At 60.9% G+C, this 18,234-nt stretch carries 17 protein-coding genes; all 17 read left to right on the top strand.

Annotation, left to right across the window (positions count from 1 at the left end):
- The first annotated feature begins 39 nt into the window (after positions 1-39).
- The 17 genes from AC07W4_RS07645 to urtD all read left to right on the top strand — a co-directional run bounded on the left by AC07W4_RS07645 (position 40) and on the right by urtD (position 18,193).
- Positions 40-687 carry a hypothetical protein gene (locus AC07W4_RS07645; protein ID WP_495032032.1) on the top strand — a complete coding sequence of 216 codons (648 nt, stop codon included), beginning with the start codon at positions 40-42 and terminating at the stop codon, positions 685-687.
- A 138-nt stretch (positions 688-825) separates the two neighbouring features.
- The gene (gene cbiE / locus AC07W4_RS07640) at positions 826-2,037 is read left to right on the top strand and encodes a precorrin-6y C5,15-methyltransferase (decarboxylating) subunit CbiE (RefSeq protein ID WP_495032031.1); all 1,212 of its coding nucleotides are present in this window, start codon (positions 826-828) and stop codon (positions 2,035-2,037) included.
- Complete coding sequence (locus AC07W4_RS07635; protein WP_495032030.1) at positions 2,030-3,127, top strand: cobalt-precorrin-5B (C(1))-methyltransferase; 1,098 nt, start codon at positions 2,030-2,032, stop codon at positions 3,125-3,127. Before cbiE ends, AC07W4_RS07635 begins: the two co-directional genes overlap by 8 nt.
- Entirely contained in the window at positions 3,124-3,852 is a 729-nt protein-coding gene (locus AC07W4_RS07630) for a cobalt-precorrin-6A reductase (RefSeq protein ID WP_495032029.1), read from the top strand. Before AC07W4_RS07635 ends, AC07W4_RS07630 begins: the two co-directional genes overlap by 4 nt.
- A 373-nt stretch (positions 3,853-4,225) precedes the next feature.
- Positions 4,226-4,624 (top strand): DUF2946 domain-containing protein, encoded by a 399-nt coding sequence (locus tag AC07W4_RS07625; RefSeq protein WP_495032028.1) that lies wholly within the window; start codon positions 4,226-4,228, stop codon positions 4,622-4,624.
- Between the two features lie 47 nt (positions 4,625-4,671).
- Complete coding sequence (locus AC07W4_RS07620) at positions 4,672-5,151, top strand: copper chaperone PCu(A)C (protein ID WP_495032027.1); 480 nt, start codon at positions 4,672-4,674, stop codon at positions 5,149-5,151.
- 21 nt (positions 5,152-5,172) lie between these two features.
- Positions 5,173-5,622, top strand: a complete 450-nt coding sequence (locus tag AC07W4_RS07615) for a DUF2946 domain-containing protein (protein WP_495032026.1) — start codon at positions 5,173-5,175, stop codon at positions 5,620-5,622.
- Between the two features lie 206 nt (positions 5,623-5,828).
- Complete coding sequence (locus tag AC07W4_RS07610) at positions 5,829-7,946, top strand: TonB-dependent copper receptor (protein WP_495032025.1); 2,118 nt, start codon at positions 5,829-5,831, stop codon at positions 7,944-7,946.
- Between the two features lie 106 nt (positions 7,947-8,052).
- Positions 8,053-9,432 carry a PepSY-associated TM helix domain-containing protein gene (locus AC07W4_RS07605; RefSeq protein WP_495032024.1) on the top strand — a complete coding sequence of 460 codons (1,380 nt, stop codon included), beginning with the start codon at positions 8,053-8,055 and terminating at the stop codon, positions 9,430-9,432.
- 180 nt (positions 9,433-9,612) lie between these two features.
- Positions 9,613-10,401, top strand: a complete 789-nt coding sequence (locus tag AC07W4_RS07600; protein WP_495032023.1) for an ABC transporter ATP-binding protein — start codon at positions 9,613-9,615, stop codon at positions 10,399-10,401.
- Positions 10,398-11,357 carry an ABC transporter substrate-binding protein gene (locus tag AC07W4_RS07595; protein ID WP_495032022.1) on the top strand — a complete coding sequence of 320 codons (960 nt, stop codon included), beginning with the start codon at positions 10,398-10,400 and terminating at the stop codon, positions 11,355-11,357. The genes AC07W4_RS07600 and AC07W4_RS07595 overlap by 4 nt, the downstream gene beginning before the upstream one ends.
- Positions 11,354-12,364 (top strand): FecCD family ABC transporter permease, encoded by a 1,011-nt coding sequence (locus tag AC07W4_RS07590; RefSeq protein ID WP_495032021.1) that lies wholly within the window; start codon positions 11,354-11,356, stop codon positions 12,362-12,364. Before AC07W4_RS07595 ends, AC07W4_RS07590 begins: the two co-directional genes overlap by 4 nt.
- 200 nt (positions 12,365-12,564) lie before the next feature.
- Complete coding sequence (locus AC07W4_RS07585) at positions 12,565-12,987, top strand: hypothetical protein (protein WP_495032020.1); 423 nt, start codon at positions 12,565-12,567, stop codon at positions 12,985-12,987.
- A gap of 329 nt (positions 12,988-13,316) precedes the next feature.
- On the top strand, positions 13,317-14,582 hold the full coding sequence (gene urtA, locus AC07W4_RS07580) for an urea ABC transporter substrate-binding protein (protein ID WP_008053994.1): 1,266 nt from the start codon (positions 13,317-13,319) through the stop codon (positions 14,580-14,582).
- Positions 14,583-14,745: 163 nt separating this feature from the next.
- Positions 14,746-16,248: an urea ABC transporter permease subunit UrtB gene (gene urtB / locus AC07W4_RS07575; protein WP_495032019.1), complete on the top strand. Its 1,503-nt coding sequence runs from the start codon at positions 14,746-14,748 to the stop codon at positions 16,246-16,248.
- Positions 16,248-17,327 carry an urea ABC transporter permease subunit UrtC gene (gene urtC, locus AC07W4_RS07570; RefSeq protein WP_495032018.1) on the top strand — a complete coding sequence of 360 codons (1,080 nt, stop codon included), beginning with the start codon at positions 16,248-16,250 and terminating at the stop codon, positions 17,325-17,327. The genes urtB and urtC overlap by 1 nt, the downstream gene beginning before the upstream one ends.
- Positions 17,324-18,193: an urea ABC transporter ATP-binding protein UrtD gene (urtD, locus tag AC07W4_RS07565; RefSeq protein ID WP_495032017.1), complete on the top strand. Its 870-nt coding sequence runs from the start codon at positions 17,324-17,326 to the stop codon at positions 18,191-18,193. The genes urtC and urtD overlap by 4 nt, the downstream gene beginning before the upstream one ends.
- Positions 18,194-18,234 lie beyond the last annotated feature (41 nt).

Below are 18,234 nucleotides of genomic sequence, written 5' to 3'. Positions count from 1 at the left end.
AACAACAGCAAAAAAACCAACTACATCAAAGGAAAAAAAATGAACATTGAAAAACCGATTGGAATACTGACGGCCCACAATCTTGTTTCATGCATCGAAGAACTTTCACTGCAAGATTACGACGACTTCGCCCATTGCACACAGATAGCCACCCAGTCTGCAGACATGGTCGGCAGCCGCTTCGCGGACTCGACAACCTGGCTGAATGAATACATAACGACATTGAATTTTTTCGGTTGGTCGGTCTATCAGGATGCCATCTTCACCCGCACTCAACACTCTGTCTCGAAAAGCATTGCCGAGTTCTTGGTCCAAAGTGCTCAAAGCATGCCGGATAGCCAGCAAGGAAATGCCATGATTGACACGCTCGACGCACTGAAACCCAACCAGCCGGCGCTTCTTTCACTGGATCAACATAGTTCCCAGGGAGCGCGCTTTCAAGTAATACCCACGCGCTACGATTCAAAGGGGTTTCTTGAAATCGCAATCTTTAATCTTGAATTAGTTACTACAATCAAAAAAAGTGACTTTCTATTTTTCAACATGGAAGACCACGCTGCAAAAATCATCCAGCAACGCGCCTATCTTAAACTGGACAAAAACATACTCGAAAGCAAAAGACCACTCATGGAACGCAAGCGGCTCGAAATCAGAATGAAGAGATTTGACCTGAAAAAGAACCATTAACCGGATAAGCCCTGAGCACATTTACAGACACTGGCGACAGGCGAATACAACCCACACCGCGCTATGATGCACAACCACACGGGTCGACACGGATCGGCTGCGTGATGATTTGGCTTCGATTGATAGAAGAGGAACGGCATGACCCCCTGGCTGACAGTGGTAGGCATCGGAGAGGAAGGCTTCAAGGGGCTTGGCAAAAATGCCCGACACGCTCTGCTGAACGCTACGCGGATCATTGGCGGCCAACGCCAGTTGGACTTGTTGCCAGCCTGCATCCGCGGTGCTCGGCAACTGTGGCCCAGTCCTTTCGCCCTTGAACCGATTTTGACGAAACAGGGAGAACCCGTTTGCGTCCTGGCCAGCGGTGATCCGATGTTTTTCGGGGTGGGAGCCAGCCTCTCCCGACATCTATCCAGCGATGAAATGCGAATACTACCCGCCCCCTCCTCCTGCTCGCTGGCCGCTGCGCGAATGGGTTGGCCCTTGCAGGACGTGGTCACCCTATCGGTGGTGGCCCGGCCGGTCGCCGCACTCAACGCCCACCTGTCCAGCGGCGTGCGTTTGCTGGTATTGAGCAACGACGGCCGCAGCCCCGCCGCCATCGCTGCACTGTTGCGCGAGCGAGGCTTCGGTCTTAGTCGTCTCACCGTGCTGGAACACCTGGGCGGCGAAACCGAGCGGCGTATCGACGGTATCGCCAGCGACTGGAACGATCCGCCGATCGCCGACCTGAACCTGATCGCCATCGAGTGCATCGCCGAGCCGAACACGCTGCGCCTGTCGCGACTGGCCGGCCTGCCGGACTCGGCCTTCCAGCACGACGGCCAACTGACCAAACGCGATGTACGCGCCATCACCCTCGCGCGCCTGGCCCCGATCCCCGGCGAACTGCTGTGGGACGTCGGCGCCGGCAGCGGTTCGATCGGCATCGAATGGATGCGCGCTCACCCCGGTTGCCGAGCACTGGCCATCGAGGCGGATACGGGGCGACAAGCGTTGATCGAACACAACCGCGATGCCCTCGGCGTTCCCGGCCTGCAACTGGTTCGTGGCAGCGCACCACAGGCCCTGGCCGGGCTGGAGCGGCCGGATGCGATTTTCATCGGTGGCGGTGTTACCCGCGAAGGCGTGCTCGATACCTGCTGGGCCGAACTCAAACCCGGTGGCCGGCTGATCGCCAACGCAGTGACCCTGCAAAGTGAAATGACCCTGATGGCCTGGCGCGAGCAACACGGCGGGGAGTTGACCCGCATTCATATCGCCCAGGCACAACCGCTGGGCGACTTCGACACCTGGCGCCAAGCCTTGCCGATTACCTTGCTGGATGTGACGAAACCCTTCGATGCGTGACGAAACCGCCGAACAACCCGCCCCCCTGCGCAGCGGCCTGACCACCGGCAGTTGTGCCACGGCCACCAGCCTCGCCGCCGCGCGCCTGCTCCTGGCTGGCACGACGGCCGATGCGGTGGAAATCGTGTTGCCCAAGGGCAAGCAAGTGCAGATGCGCCTGGAGTTCTGCCGCCTCACCGAGGACGGCGCCGAAGCGGGAACCCTCAAGGACGCCGGTGACGATCCGGACGTGACCCATGGTGCCCTGCTCTACTCCCAGGTGCGCCTGAGCAGCGAACCGGGGACTCGCTTCAAGGCTGGTCGCGGCGTCGGCACAGTGACCCGGCCCGGCCTGGTGTTGGGTGTCGGTGAGCCCGCGATCAACCCGGTGCCACGCAAAATGATCAGCGAACACCTGGCCCGACTGGCCGACGAACTCGGCTACAGCGGCGGTTTCGAGGTCACGGTCAATGTCGAGAACGGCGAGGCGCTGGCACTCAAAACCATGAACCCGCGCCTGGGCATTCTTGGCGGTCTGTCGATCCTCGGCACCAGCGGCATCGTCCGGCCGTTTTCCTGTGCAGCCTACATCGCCTCGATCCACCAGGGCATCGACGTGGCGAAAACCAACGGTTACCTGCACATCGCCGCCTGCACCGGCAACGCCAGCGAAGACACCATGCGCCAGGTCTACAACCTGCCGGAAATCGCCCTGATCGAAATGGGCGACTTCGTTGGCGCCGTGCTCAAGCACCTGCGCAAAGTACCTGTGGATAAACTCAGCCTGTGCGGTGGTTTCGGCAAGATCAGCAAACTGGCGGCCGGGCACATGGATTTGCACAGTCGTCATTCGAGCATCGACCTGCCGCAACTGGCGTTATGGGCGGCGCAGGTCGGTGCCGATGCGGCATTGCAGCAAAGTATCCGTGAAGCCAACACCAGCCAGCAGGCATTGGCCATGGCCGCCGCAGCCGGGGTCGCCCTGGGCGATGCAGTCTGCCAGCACGCCCTGGACTTTGCCCGCAGCGTGGTACCGGCGCAGGTTCAGGTGGAAGTCTTCGCCATCGATCGCCAGGGCGGGATTGTTGGCCATGCGGGAGCTTTTCAATGAGGCGCATTCTGTTGCTCGGCGGCGTGACCGAAGCCCTGGCCATTGCCCGCACGCTGGGACCGCAACATATCTACAGCCTGGCCGGTGTCGGTCGGATACCAACGGATCTGCAATGCCAGGTTCGCGTCGGTGGCTACGGCGGCGCCGAAGGCCTGGCGCAATTCATTGGCGATGAAGGCATCGATCTGCTGCTCGACGCCACTCACCCCTACGCCGCCCGAATCAGCCAGAACGCCGCGACCGCCGCGCGCTTGTGCGGCATCCCCTGCTGGGCGCTACGGCGTCCGGCCTGGCAAGCCCAGGCGGGTGATGACTGGCGGGAAGTCAGCGATTGGGCCGAACTGATCGAAGCCCTGAAGCCCTTCCGCCGCCCGCTGTTCACCCTCGGTCGCGAGCCTCTGCAACACCTGGATGAAATTCCTGCGGAGCAATTCTGGACCCTGCGCGCGCTGGACGTCTATCCGGGCAACGAGCGCTGCGAAGTGATCGGCGCACGCGGGCCCTTCCTGATCGACGATGAACGAGCGTTGTTCGAACGCCGGCAGATCGATGTGCTGATCAGCAAGAACAGCGGCAGCACGGCGACCGAGCCGAAGCTTGAAGTGGCGCGCGAGCGTGGGGTGCCGGTGATTGTTTTGAAGCGCCCTGAATTGCCAAGAGTGGAACAGGAGTTTGATTCGGTCGCAGACCTGTTGCGAGCGATGACAGAGCAGTTTTTAACCTGATTTTTGCGAACACGTCAGGACGCCTTCGCGGGCAAGCCCGCTCCCACAGTGGACCTCACCGAACACAAGTCCAGGGCTAGATAAAGAAACCCTGTGGGAGCGGGCTTGCCCGCGAAGGCGCCATTAGTGGCGACGCAAAGGTTGGAACCTACCAGTCACTCAGACTTTACGTACAAATCTTTAAGGAACGACTGACTCTCTTGAGATTCTGAACAATGTTTAAGCGGTGCTGGCATTCTGGAATTCGCGGCTATGATGAAATCAATGAACGCAACGCGCTGCGACACCAAACCGCACACCGCCTTTTTACTTATCGGCCCTGATCAGGCTAAATAGCCCGCGCCTGATCGCCCACCCAAACGGATTTTGTCCCATGTCCCGACAACGGCTCGCAATTGCCTGGATAGCCTGCTTCGCAGTGCTGTTCAATTTGCTCGCCATGCCGATGTCCGGAGCGATGGCGCAAACGTCGAAGTCATCTGCCGAACAGTTGTTGTGGGGCAGTTTCTGCAGCTCCAGCGGCACCAGGATGGTGGCGATTTCCATCGGCGATCTTGAACAGAAAGCCCCGCAAAGCGACGATCACTCCAACATGCAGCATTGCTGGTGCTGCTCGGGTTCTGCGCCATTGGTGGCGTTGCCGGGGCATTCGCCACAGCTGTATTTCGCGCACTTCGAATCCAACCGAAGCCTGCCCGCCACCTCGCTCCAAAGCCCTTCACCGCGCCAGCAATGGCCGAGTCTCAACCCCCGTGCGTCCCCTCTGGTGTGATTTTTTCTCGCAATTGACTGCGTTTTAAATCGTTCCGGAGAACTGCCATGTTGAACAAACTCATCGTTCTGGCTGCGTTGCTGCTGCCTGCCTGCTTTGCCAATGCCCACGAATACAAGGTCGGAGCACTGGAAATCGCTCATCCGTGGTCCCAGGAGTTGCCGCCCAATGCGCCCACCGTTGCGGCGTATTTCGTGATCGACAATGAAGGCAAGACCGCCGACCGCCTGCTCAGCGTCGACACCCCCATCGCGGGCGAAGCGCAATTGCATGAGCACGTGATGCAAGGCGACATGATGAAAATGCAGCACGTATCGAGCGTGGAAGTGCCCGCTGGTGGCCAGGTCACTTTTGCGCCAATGGCCTATCACGTGATGTTGCTGGGCCTCAAGGACCGCAGCCTGCTTGTTGACGGCAAGCGCTTCCCCATGACACTGCACTTCGAGAAGTCCGGTGACGTGACGGTCGAAGTCGCGGTGCAGAAGCAGGCGCCGGACAGCATGCAAGCGCACGTGCACAAGCCGTAATCGCCTGAGCTGAAAACGCCCATGCGCCCGCTTAGCGCCAGGTCATCCAGGCCACGCAATCAGGCATTGAGCCTGACACGCGGCAGCTGGATCAGCCTGTTCGCCATGCTGATGATCTTTATCGGTCCGCTGATTTCTCAGTCTATGCCGATGGATTCGCGCACCATGTCGATGAGCATGCCTGCGGGTATGAGCATGGACATGAGCATGGCGGCGATGGAGCATGCCGACCACGGCACGCAAACCTCCGCCGAGCATTGCCCGCCTGCCCCGGGTCAGCATGTGCTGTGGGAAAAGTGCGGCTATTGCAGCCTGTTGTTCAATTGCCCGGCGCTGACCGGTGGCGTGTCTTTCGCCAACTTCGTCATCCCGCCCGTCAACACCTTCACCACACCCTCTCCGCGCCTGGGCCATGCCCGGCAAACCTTCTTCCCCGGCGCCCGCACCCGCGCCCCGCCTTCCGTCGCGTAAACACCCACCTCCGATCTCACACGGTCCGCAAGACAGCCACAGCAACCTGTGGGAGCGGGCTTGCTCCGGGCGGCGATCCGACGAAGAGGGAGTGTCAGTCAACGTTGATGTCGTCTGACACACCGCTTTCGCGAGCAAGCCCGCTCCCACAGGGACAGCTTCAGGCTGCCGGCCGTGTCGTTTACGACTGTTCGATGGAAGTTGTCATGTCCAGGTTTTCTGCTGTCCCGTGCTTGAGCACTGCCCAAGCCTCTTTTGCCCTGAACGAGTCTTGCATTCGTTTCAGGCACGCCACCGCGATCCTCTGCGGTGCTTTGCTGGCGCCCTCTGCGCTGGCCGATGAACACGCCGGTCACAGTGAAGAACTGAGCCCGACGGTGATTACCGCCGTTGCCCCCAGCTCGCCATTGACCATCGTCACCAACCCCAAGGACCCGCGCCAACCGGTGCCGGCCAGCGACGGCTCGGATTATCTGAAAACCATTCCCGGTTTCGCCCAGGTGCGCAACGGCGGCACCAACGGCGACCCGGTGCTGCGCGGCATGTTCGGTTCGCGGCTGAACATTCTCACCAACGGCGGCATGATGCTCGGCGCCTGCCCGGGCCGGATGGACGCCCCCACTTCCTACATTTCGCCGGAAACCTACGACAAGCTGACCGTGATCAAAGGCCCGCAAACCGTTCTCTGGGGACCGGGCGCTTCGGCCGGCACCATCCTGTTCGACCGCGAACCGGAAAGCTTCGGCGAACTAGGTTCGAGAGTGAATGCCAGCGTGTTGGCCGGCTCCAACGGGCGTTTCGACAAGCTGGTGGATGCCGCTGCCGGCGGGCCACTGGGCTACGTGCGGGTAATCGGCAACACCGCACATGCAGACGACTACCAGGATGGCAACAACGACACCGTCCCATCGCGCTACGACAAATGGAACGGCGACGTCGCACTCGGTTGGACCCCGGATGCCGATACCCTGCTGGAGCTGACCGCCGGCAAGGGTGACGGCGAGGCGCGCTACGCCGGGCGCAGCATGGACGGTTCGCAGTTCCTGCGCGAAAGCCTCGGCCTGCGCTTCGAGAAATCCAACATCGGCGATGTGCTGGATACGGTCGAAGCCCAGGTCTACTACAACTACGCCGACCACGTGATGGACAACTACACCCTGCGCACGCCGTCCGGCACCGGCAAGATGGCCGGCCCGATGGCCTCCAACGTCGACCGCCGTACCCTCGGCGCCCGGGTCAAGGCCACCTGGCGCTGGGCAGATGTGCAACTGATCAGCGGCATCGACGCGCAGACCAACGAACATCGCCAGCGCGGCGCCATGGGCGTCGACGCCTACAAGGACCTGCCCTACACCAAGGATGCCGACTTCCATAACTACGGGGTCTTCGGCGAACTGACCTGGTACGCCGCCGACCGTGACCGTTTGATCAGCGGCGCACGCCTGGACCGCGCCTCGGCCAAGGACTATCGGCAGACCATCGGCTCGGGAATGATGACCCGCCCGAATCCGACCGCCGACGACACCCGCGCCGACACCCTGCCCAGTGGCTTCATCCGCTACGAACATGACCTGGCCGACAGCCCGACCACCTTGTACGCGGGCCTCGGTCACACCCAGCGGTTCCCGGATTACTGGGAGCTGTTTTCACCCAAATCCGGCCCCGCCGGTTCGGTGAATGCCTTCGATTCGATCAAACCGGAAAAAACCACCCAACTCGATTTCGGCCTGCAATACAAGACCGAAGCACTCGAAGCCTGGGCCTCGGGTTACGTCGGGCAGGTGCGCGATTACATCCTGTTCAACTACACCCCAACGATGATGGGCACGACCTCGCAAGCCGAAAACATCGACGCGCGAATCATGGGCGGCGAGCTGGGCGCCGCTTACAACTTCACCGAAAACTGGAAAGCCGACGCGACCCTGGCCTACGCCTGGGGCAAGAACAGCAGCGATGGCTCTGCATTGCCGCAGATGCCGCCGCTGGATGCCCGTTTCGGCCTGACCTACAGCGAAGACAACTGGAGCGCCGGCGCATTGTGGAGAGTGGTTGCCGCGCAAAACCGCATCGACCAGAACAAGGGCAACGTGGTCGGCAAGGACTTCGGCAAGACGCCGGGCTTCGCCGTGTTCTCCCTCAACGGTGCCTATCGGATCAACAGCAACTGGAAGGTCAGCAGCGGCGTCGACAACCTGTTTGGCAAGGCATACGCCGAGCACTTGAACCTGGCCGGCAACGCCGGCTTCGGCTACCCCGCCAATGACCCGCAAGCCATCAAGGAACCGGGGCGAACGCTCTGGACCAAGGTGGACATGAGTTTCTAACCCTTGAGGGCCCCGCTCCCTCTGTGGGAGCGGGCTTGCCCGCGATCGGTTGCGCAGCAACCGCAAAACAAACAACTAAAAGATCCAGCCAAGCGGAGCACACGTGATGAAACAACCCAAAGTGAATTTCTACAACCTGGCCTGGCGCTGGCATTTCTATGCCGGATTGTTCGTTGCGCCATTCATGGTGATGCTGGCCCTGACCGGCACCATTTACCTGTTCAAGCCGCAGCTCGATTCGCTGATGTACAGCAGCCTGCTCAACGTCCCGGCCGGTCATCACACCGTACCGGCCGACGACCTGCTCAAGCGTGTGAAAGACGCGTATCCACAAGCAACGATCAAGCAGTACCTGCCACCGGTCAATGCCGAACGCAGCGCACAGTTTGTCGTGCTCAATGGCGGCACCGAGCTGAATGTATTTGTCGACCCTTACCACGGCGACATCCTCGGCGAGCAAGACGCCAAGAAGAACCTGCAAGCCATCGCGCGGGCGATTCACGGTGAGCTGATGATCGGCACCGTCGGCGATCGGCTGATCGAACTGGCCGCCGGTTGGGGTGTGGTGCTGGTGGTGTCCGGCATTTTCCTGTGGTGGCCGCGCGGTCAGGCGGCGGGCATTCTATGGCCACGCTTGAACAGTCGCGGGCGCGTATTGTGGCGTGACCTGCACGCGGTCACCGGGTTCTGGGGCGCCTCCCTGTTGCTGGTGATGCTGCTCAGCGGCATGACCTGGACCGGGTTCTGGGGCCAGCAATACGCGGCCGTGTGGAACGTCTTTCCGGCGACAATGTGGGATGACGTACCGAAGTCCGATGTCGAGGCGCGCAGCCTCAACACCGCGACCCGCCAGACCGTGCCATGGGCCATGGAAAATACGCCGATGCCGATGTCCGGCGACCATGCCGAACACATGGCCCACGACGGTGCATCGACCGGCCCGGCCGCGCCGACTATCAGCCTGCAAGACGTACAAGACATCGCCACGCAGAGTAAGGTCGAACCGGGCTACAGCATCACTTTGCCGAAATCCGCGACCGGCGTGTTCACCATCTCGGTGTTCGCCGACGACCCGCGTAATGACGCCACGTTGCACATCGACCAATACACCGGCAAGGTTCTGGCCGACGTGCGTTTTGAACACTACGGCAGCGTCGCCCGTGCTACGGAAATCGGCGTGATGCTGCACGAAGGCAAGATGTTCGGCGTGTTCAACCAGATCGTGGTGTTGCTGATCTGCCTGATGATTCTGCTCAGCGCGGTCAGCGGCGTGGTGATCTGGTGGAAGCGTCGTCCGCAAGGAAAACTCGGCGTGCCGCCGCTGCGCCACGATCTGCCGAAATGGAAAACCGCGATGGTGATCATGTTTGCCCTGGCCGTAGCCTTTCCGTTGGTGGGTGCTTCGCTGGTGGCGGTCTGGGTGCTGGATCGTGTGCTGCTGTCGCGTTTTACCCGGCAGACTGAGGGCGCCTCATCTTCATCATGAATCAGCTGAGATGCGCGGGGCTCAATGGGCTGTAAACTCCCCCGCGCGTCACCCTCTCGCATTCAGGGTGTCCTTTCGGGCCTCTTCGCGAGCAAGCCCGCTCCCACAGGTCTTACGCAATCCCTGTGGGAGCGGGCTTGCTCGCGAAGAGGCCATCAGCATCACCTCAAGAGCCACTGCATGACCTCGCTGAACCTCGCAAACATTTCCTGGACGCCCCTGGGTCACGGTCATTGCCATCACCAATTCCAGCTGCGTGATGCCTGTGTGCATGTGGCCGCCGGTGAGTTCGTCGGGCTGATCGGCCCCAACGGCAGCGGCAAGACCAGCCTGTTGCGTTGTGCCTGGCGCTTCAACAAACCGGAAAGCGGCGAGGTCAGGCTTGATCACCACAATGTCTGGAAGCAGTCCTCACGCTGGTGTGCGCAACGCATTGCTGTGGTGTTGCAGGAGTTCCCGGACGCCTTCGGCCTGACCGTCGAGGAAGTGGTCGCCATGGGCCGCACGCCGCACAAAGGCTTGTTCGATGGCGACACGCTTGAAGACTCGAATCTCATCAATCAAGCCCTGGCGTCGGTCGGTCTCGAGGGGTTCGAAGACCACGGGTTCGCTACCCTCTCCGGTGGTGAAAAACAGCGGGTCATCCTCGCCCGCGCCCTGGCCCAGCAACCGCAACTGCTGATCCTCGACGAACCGACCAACCACCTCGACCCGCGCTATCAGCTTGAGCTTTTGAAGTTGGTCAAGCGCCTGGACATCGGCACCCTGGCAAGCATCCACGACCTCAATCTGGCGGCAGCTTTTTGTGATCGGCTGTACGTGATCAACCACGGCCGCATCGTCGCCAGCGGCACGCCGAAAGAAGTCCTGACAGTTGCGCTGCTGCGCAATGTGTTCGGCGTCGAAGCCCTGATCGATGAACATCCCTTGCACGGCTACCCACGGATCACCTGGATAACCCAACCATGAATTTGCGTTCCCTGCTGCGCTCCGGCCTCTGCCTCATGATGCTGTCGGGCTGCGCCCAGGCCTTGGCCGAAGCCACCCATTACCCGCTGACAGTCAAAAGCTGCAACCGCGAAGTGACCTTCACGCAAGCACCGCAACACGCCCTCAGCCACGACATCAACATGACCCAGATGATGCTCGCCCTCGGCCTCAAGCCGCGGATGGCCGGCTACAGCGGCGTCAGTGGCTGGAAGGCCGTGACACCCGACATGCAGTCGCTGCTCGACGGTCTGCCGGAGCTGGCGGCCAAGTACCCGTCGGTGGAAACCCTGCTCAATGCCAACGTCGATTTCCTCTTCGCCGGCTGGGACTACGGCATGCGCGTCGGCGGCGATCTCACTCCGCAGACCCTGCAGCCGCTGGGCATCAATGTGTATGAGCTGAGCGAATCCTGCGCCTTCGTGATGAAGCGCCCACCGGCCAGCCTCGAAGACACCTACAACGATCTGCGCAACCTCGGCAGGATCTTCGACGTGCAGGACCGCGCCAATGCCCTGGTCGCCCACATGCAGGCGCAAGTGGCGGACATTCGCAAAACCCTGCCCGCGCAAAGACCGCGGGTCTTCCTGTACGACAGCGGCGAAGACCGGGCCATGACCTCAGGCCGTCTGGGCGTGCCGCAAGCGCTGATCGACGCCGCTGGCGGGCGCAACATCCTGGAGGATGTCGACGCAAGCTGGACCCGGGTCAACTGGGAAAGCGTGGTCGAACACAATCCGCAGGTGATCGTGATCGTCGACTACAGCGAAATCACCGCCGAACAGAAGATTCAGTTCCTGCTGGCCAACAAGGCCCTGCAATCGGTGGACGCGATCAAGCACCGGCGCTTCATCGTCATCCCGTACGTGCAGGCCACGCCGGGCATCGATAACGTGCTGGCGGTCGCCACCCTGGCCAAGGGTTTCCACGGCGAATGATCAACCGTCGCTACGCCCTGTTGCTGATCGTCCTCGGTGCCCTGTTGCTGGTGTCGTGTGTGGTGTCCCTGGGTTTCGGCCCGGCGCGGGTACCGCTGGACGTGGTGTGGCGCATCCTGTTGCACAAACTGTTCGGCTTCGGTGTGCCGGACTGGAGCCCTGGGCAGGAGCATATCGTCTGGCTGATCCGTGTCCCGCGCATGCTGCTTGGCGCGCTGGTGGGCGCCGGGTTGGCACTGATCGGCGCGGTGCTGCAAGCGGTCACGCGCAACCCGTTGGCTGACCCACACCTGCTCGGTGTGACTTCCGGCGCCACACTTGGAGCGGTGATCGTGGTGCTGCATGTCGGTGAAATCGTTGGCCTGCTGACCTTGCCGATCGCGGCTTTTATCGGGGCATTGCTGAGCATGCTGGTGGTGCTGATGATCGCCAGCCGCCACGGTCGCCTCGACAGTGACCGCTTGCTGCTGTGTGGTGTGGCGGTGTCGTTCGTGATGATGGCGATTGCCAATTTGCTGCTGTTCATGGGCGACCATCGGGCCAGTTCAGCGGTGATGTTCTGGATGCTCGGCGGACTCGGGCTGGCACGTTGGGAATTGCTGGCGGTACCGACGGCAAGTGTGTTGTTCGGGCTGGTTTTGCTGCTGGGCATGGCGCGACCGTTGAATGCGCTGATGGCCGGTGAGCAGACGGCAGTGACCCTGGGCCTGAATGCGCGCACCGTGCGCCTGCGGGTATTTCTGATTGCATCGCTGATGACCGGGGTGCTGGTGTCGATCAGCGGCTCGATCGGTTTTGTCGGGCTGATGGTGCCGCACATCGCGCGTCGTCTGGTCGGGGCTGAGCACCGAAGAGTGCTGCCGGTGTGCGTGTTGCTCGGCAGCGTGTTTCTGGTCTGGGTCGACGTCGCCGCCCGGACGATGATTGCGCCCGAAGACTTGCCCATCGGGGTGGCCACGGCGGCGATTGGCGGGTTGTTCTTCATCGGCTTGATGCGACGTCGTTAACGCCATGTTTAATTAAAGCAAATTTCAAAACTGCATGTATGCCCGGAAAAACTTCGTATTGAGTTAACGCTTAACAAATTCATTACCACACTCATACTCCGCTCCCGCGAGTTGAATAATAAAAACACTCGCGCACTTCAATGACGATTATTCCTACACCTTAATCGTCACTACTCCTACAAGAGCGGAAAGAGGTAAAGATGTTCAAAAAACTCATCATATCCATCGCATTTGTTTCAACGCCTGCATGGGCATCCAAGCCACCCTTTACTGGCGTTGACTACAGCGGTCGATATCAATGTACCGGAATGGACAGCCATATCGGTGAGTTTGAAGGTGTTGTCGACATGAAGCTCAATGCCGAACAAAGTACCGGCGAACATGGCGCCTACGGATTTACTCTGACATTGCTCGACAATTCCCGGTATGACGGGTTTGCTGCCACCGACTTGAATTCGCTGGCGATTTACTTTGCTCATACGGATCCGTCGCTCAAGGATTACGGCGTCGGGATTGCGAAAATTGCTTCAACTCCTGACGGGAAAACTTCATTCACCAAGTACTATTACGGCCCGGAGTACGAAGGTGGCGGACATGGTTTTGAAACCTGCATCAAAAGCTGAGTTGATGCGCCACTGACTTTGTGGGAGCGGGCTTGCTCGCGAAAGCGGTAGGTCAGACACCTTAAATGGTGACTGACACGCCCTCTTCGCGAGCAAGCCCGCTCCCACGTTTGATTTGTGCTGCTCATAACATTCGCGCCCCAATGTGACGCACCTCGGCGCACCAGACCTCTGACCATGTCCTCTCATGGTGCGCCATCAAACCATGCAACCGCTCTAAAACGACATTTCCCTGCCTTTTGCCGACTGGGCACAGCCCTTGCAAAACACACCTTCAGTAGTCCGCATCTGCCAACCAAGAAAACTCATAAGTTCATGGAGATCGCACAATGAAGCGTCGCAGTTTGATCAAGGCTTTCACTCTCTCGGCATCCATTGCCGCAATGGGCATGACCTGGACCGTCCAGGCCGCCGAGACCATCAAGGTCGGTATTCTGCACTCGTTGTCCGGGACCATGGCGATCTCCGAAACGTCGTTGAAAGACATGGCGCTGATGACCATCGACGAGATCAACGCCAAGGGCGGCGTGAACGGCAAGATGCTGGAACCGGTGGTGGTCGACCCGGCGTCGAACTGGCCACTGTTCGCCGAGAAGGGCCGCCAGTTGCTGACCCAGGACAAGGTCGCCGTGGTGTTCGGTTGCTGGACTTCCGTATCGCGCAAATCGGTACTGCCGGTGTTCGAAGAGCTCAATGGCTTGCTGTTCTACCCGGTGCAGTACGAAGGCGAAGAAATGTCGCCGAACGTGTTCTACACCGGCGCCGCGCCCAACCAGCAGGCGATCCCTGCCGTTGAATACCTGATGAGCGAAGAAGGCGGCAGCGCCAAACGCTACTTCCTGCTCGGCACCGACTACGTCTACCCGCGCACCACAAACAAGATCCTGCGTTCGTTCCTGCACTCCAAAGGCGTGGCCGACAAGGACATCGAAGAGGTCTATACCCCGTTCGGTCACAGCGACTACCAGACCATCGTCGCCAACATCAAGAAGTTCTCGGCGGGCGGCAAGACTGCCGTTATCTCCACCGTCAACGGCGACTCCAACGTGCCTTTCTACAAAGAACTGGCGAACCAGGGCCTGAAAGCCACCGACGTTCCGGTTGTGGCGTTCTCGGTCGGCGAAGAAGAACTGCGCGGCATCGACACCAAGCCACTGGTGGGCAACCTGGCGGCGTGGAACTACTTCGAATCGGTCGAGAACCCGGTGAACAAGAAGTTCGTCGATGACTGGAAGGCCTACGCGAAAAAACACAACCTGCCAGGCGCCGACAAAGCAGTGACCAACGACCCGATGGAGGCCACTTATGTCGGCATCCACATGTGGGCGCAAGCGGCGGAAAAAGCCAAGTCCACCGACGTCGACAAAGTCCGCGAAGCCCTGGCCGGCCAGACCTTTGCCGCGCCGTCCGGCTACACCCTGACCATGGACAAGACCAATCACCACCTGCACAAGCCGGTGATGATCGGCGAGATCCAGGCCGACGGTCAGTTCAACGTGGTGTGGCAGACCGAAGGGCCGATCCGCGCCCAGCCTTGGAGCCCGTTCATCCAGGGCAACGACAAGAAGCCGGAGTATGCGGTGAAGAGCAACTAAGCCACTGGATGTCGGCCCTGACGAAATTGTCCGGTCCGACACAATTCCCTGTGGGAGCGGGCTTGCTCGCGAAAGCGTCGTGTCAGTCGACATCATTGCTGAATGACACTCCGCCTTCGCGAGCAAGCCCGCTCCCACAATGTCCGCGTCAAGGCGACTATTTATGCCCACCGCCCTCTACCGCTTCTTCCTCGCCATCGCCCTCTTGTTGCCGATGGCCGCCCACGCCGGCGACGCCGAAGACTTCGTCGCCGCCAATCCCGTGCAGCAAGCCAGACTGCTGGAAACCTGGGCGGCGCAGCCCGATCCGGCCCGCATCGAACTGATCAACGCCCTGCAACAAGGCGAGTTGACCGTCGACGGCCAGCCGAAAACCTTGCGCCTGAACAACCGCCTTCGGGGACTGATCGACACCGCACTGGCCAGTCATCAGTTGCTCGCTGCCGACGCCAAAATCCGTCTGGCCGCCGCGCAGCAATTGCAGAAGAGCGCCAAACCGGCACAGTTGAAATTCCTCGACCAGCAACTGGCGGGCGAGAAGAACGAGAGCGTTCACGCCGCCCTCAGCCTTGCCCTGGCCAATCTGCAATTGGTGGACGCTGACCCGGCTGTGCGCCTCGCCGCGGTGCGTTTGCTCGGCGAGACCGGCGACCCGCTGGCCCGCACCCGCCTCGAAAGCCTGCTGGAGCCGGGCGTTGAAACCGAGGCGAATGTACGTACCGCCGCTGAAACCAGCCTCTCTCAAGTCAAACGCAAACTGCTGGTCGGCGAGATGCTCGGCCAGGCCTTCAGCGGCATGTCGCTGGGCTCGATCCTGCTGCTCGCCGCCCTGGGGCTTGCGATCACCTTCGGCCTGCTCGGCGTGATCAACATGGCCCACGGCGAGATGCTGATGCTCGGCGCCTACTCGACCTATGTGGTGCAACTGATGTTCCAGCGCTTCGCGCCGCAGGCCATCGAGTTCTATCCACTGGTCGCGTTACCCGTGGCGTTTTTCGTCACCGCGGCCATCGGCATGGCGCTGGAGCGTACGGTGATTCGCCACCTCTACGGCCGTCCGCTGGAAACCCTGCTCGCCACCTGGGGTATCAGCCTGATGCTGATTCAACTGGTTCGCCTGGTGTTCGGCGCGCAGAACGTCGAAGTGGCCAACCCGGCGTGGCTGTCGGGCGGGATTCAAGTGTTGCCGAACCTGGTGCTGCCGTACAACCGCATCGTAATCATTGCCTTTGCGCTGTTTGTGGTGGTGCTGACCTGGCTGCTGCTGAACAAGACACGCCTGGGCCTGAACGTGCGCGCCGTCACCCAGAACCGCAACATGGCCGCCTGCTGCGGCGTACCCACCGGGCGCGTGGACATGCTCGCCTTCGGCCTCGGCTCGGGCATCGCCGGCCTCGGTGGCGTGGCCCTGAGCCAGATCGGCAACGTCGGCCCGGACCTCGGCCAGAGCTACATCATCGACTCGTTCCTGGTAGTGGTGCTCGGCGGTGTCGGTCAGTTGGCCGGTAGCGTGCTGGCGGCGTTCGGCCTGGGGATCGCCAACAAGATTCTCGAACCGCAGATCGGTGCCGTGCTCGGCAAGATCCTCATCCTCGCGCTGATCATTCTGTTCATCCAGAAACGTCCGCAAGGTCTCTTCGCACTCAAAGGACGGGTGATCGACTGATGAACCAACCTCTATTGATCACGGCCACGCAAAAGGCCGGCCCGAAAGTCACGATTGCCGTCGGTGCGTTGATCCTCGCTCTGTTGTTGGCATTGCCGCTGCTGTCGCTGTTGCCGGCGGACAACACGCTGCACGTCTCCGCCTACACGCTGACCCTGGTGGGCAAAATCCTCTGTTACGCCATTGTCGCGTTGGCCCTCGATCTGGTCTGGGGCTACGCCGGGCTGCTGTCCCTCGGCCATGGCCTGTTCTTCGCCCTTGGCGGTTACGCGATGGGCATGTACCTGATGCGCCAGGCCTCGGGCGATGGTTTGCCGGCGTTCATGACCTTCCTGTCGTGGACCGAAATGCCGTGGTTCTGGACCGGCACCAGCAGCTTCCTCTGGACCTTGTGCCTGGTGGTCCTGGCGCCGGGGTTGCTGGCGTTGGTATTCGGTTTCTTCGCCTTCCGTTCGCGGATCAAGGGGGTGTACTTCTCGATCATGACCCAGGCCCTGACCTTCGCCGGCATGCTGCTGTTTTTCCGCAATGAAACCGGGTTTGGCGGCAACAACGGCTTCACCAACTTCCGCACCATTCTTGGCTTCGGCATCACAGAACCAGGCACCCGCGCGGTGCTGTTTTTCGCCACGGTGCTGTTGCTGGTGGCGAGCCTGTACATCGGCTGGCGCCTGGCGCAGAGCAAGTTCGGCCGGGTGCTGACCGCCCTGCGTGACGCGGAGAACCGCCTGATGTTCTGCGGCTACGATCCGCGCGGGTTCAAGTTGTTTGTCTGGGTGTTGAGCGCGGTGTTGTGTGGCCTGGCCGGAGCGCTGTACGTGCCGCAAGTCGGCATCATCAACCCGAGCGAGATGTCGCCGACCAACTCGATTGAAGCGGCGGTGTGGGTGGCCCTTGGCGGTCGCGGAACGCTGATCGGCCCATTGCTCGGTGCCGGTGTGGTCAACGGCATGAAGAGCTGGTTCACCGTGGCGTTCCCCGAGTACTGGCTGTTCTTCCTCGGCGCGCTGTTCATCGTTGTGACCCTGTACCTGCCCAAAGGCGTGATCGGTCTGCTGAAGAAAAGAGGTGAATCATGAGAATCACGGCAACCGCTGAATTCATGCTCGAACCGGCGTTTTTCCCCGTAGAACCCAACAAGGACGCCGGCAGCAGCCGTGACGCCATCGGTCTCGGCCAGCGCGCCGGTAAAGGCTTGAACACGCGCCACGGCACCATCCTGACCCTGGAAGACATCAGCGTCAGCTTCGACGGCTTCCGTGCGCTGAACACTCTGAACCTGTACATCGGCGTCGGTGAGTTGCGCTGCATCATCGGCCCCAACGGCGCGGGCAAGACCACGCTGATGGACGTGATCACCGGCAAGACCCGCCCCAGTCACGGCAAGGCCTGGTTCGGCGAAACCCTGGACCTGACGCAGATGAGCGAAGTGCAGATCGCCCAGGCCGGTATCGGCCGCAAGTTCCAGAAGCCGACGGTGTTCGAAGCCTTGAGCGTGTTCGAGAACCTGGAACTGGCACAGAAAACCGACAAGTCGGTATGGGCCAGCCTGCGGGCGCGCTTGAACGGTGAACAAAAAGATCGCATCGCCGAAGTGCTGGAGACCATTCGCCTGACCAGCTCGGTCAATCGCCCGGCCGGCCTGCTGTCCCACGGCCAGAAACAGTTCCTGGAGATCGGCATGCTGCTGATGCAGGACCCGCAATTGCTGCTGCTCGACGAACCGGTAGCGGGCATGACCGACGCCGAAACCGAATTCACCGCCGAGCTGTTCAAGAGCCTGGCGGGCAAGCATTCGCTGATGGTGGTGGAACACGACATGGGTTTCGTCGGCTCCATCGCCGACCACGTCACCGTGTTGCATCAGGGCAGTGTGCTGGCCGAGGGGTCACTGGGGCAGGTGCAGGACAACGAGCGGGTGATCGAGGTGTATCTCGGTCGCTAAACCTGCAAATACATATCCCCTGTGGGAGCGGGCTTGCTCGC

This window comes from Pseudomonas sp. GW821-FHT02A08 (genome assembly GCF_059422045.1).
This window is presented reverse-complemented; position numbering and strand designations above follow the sequence as displayed.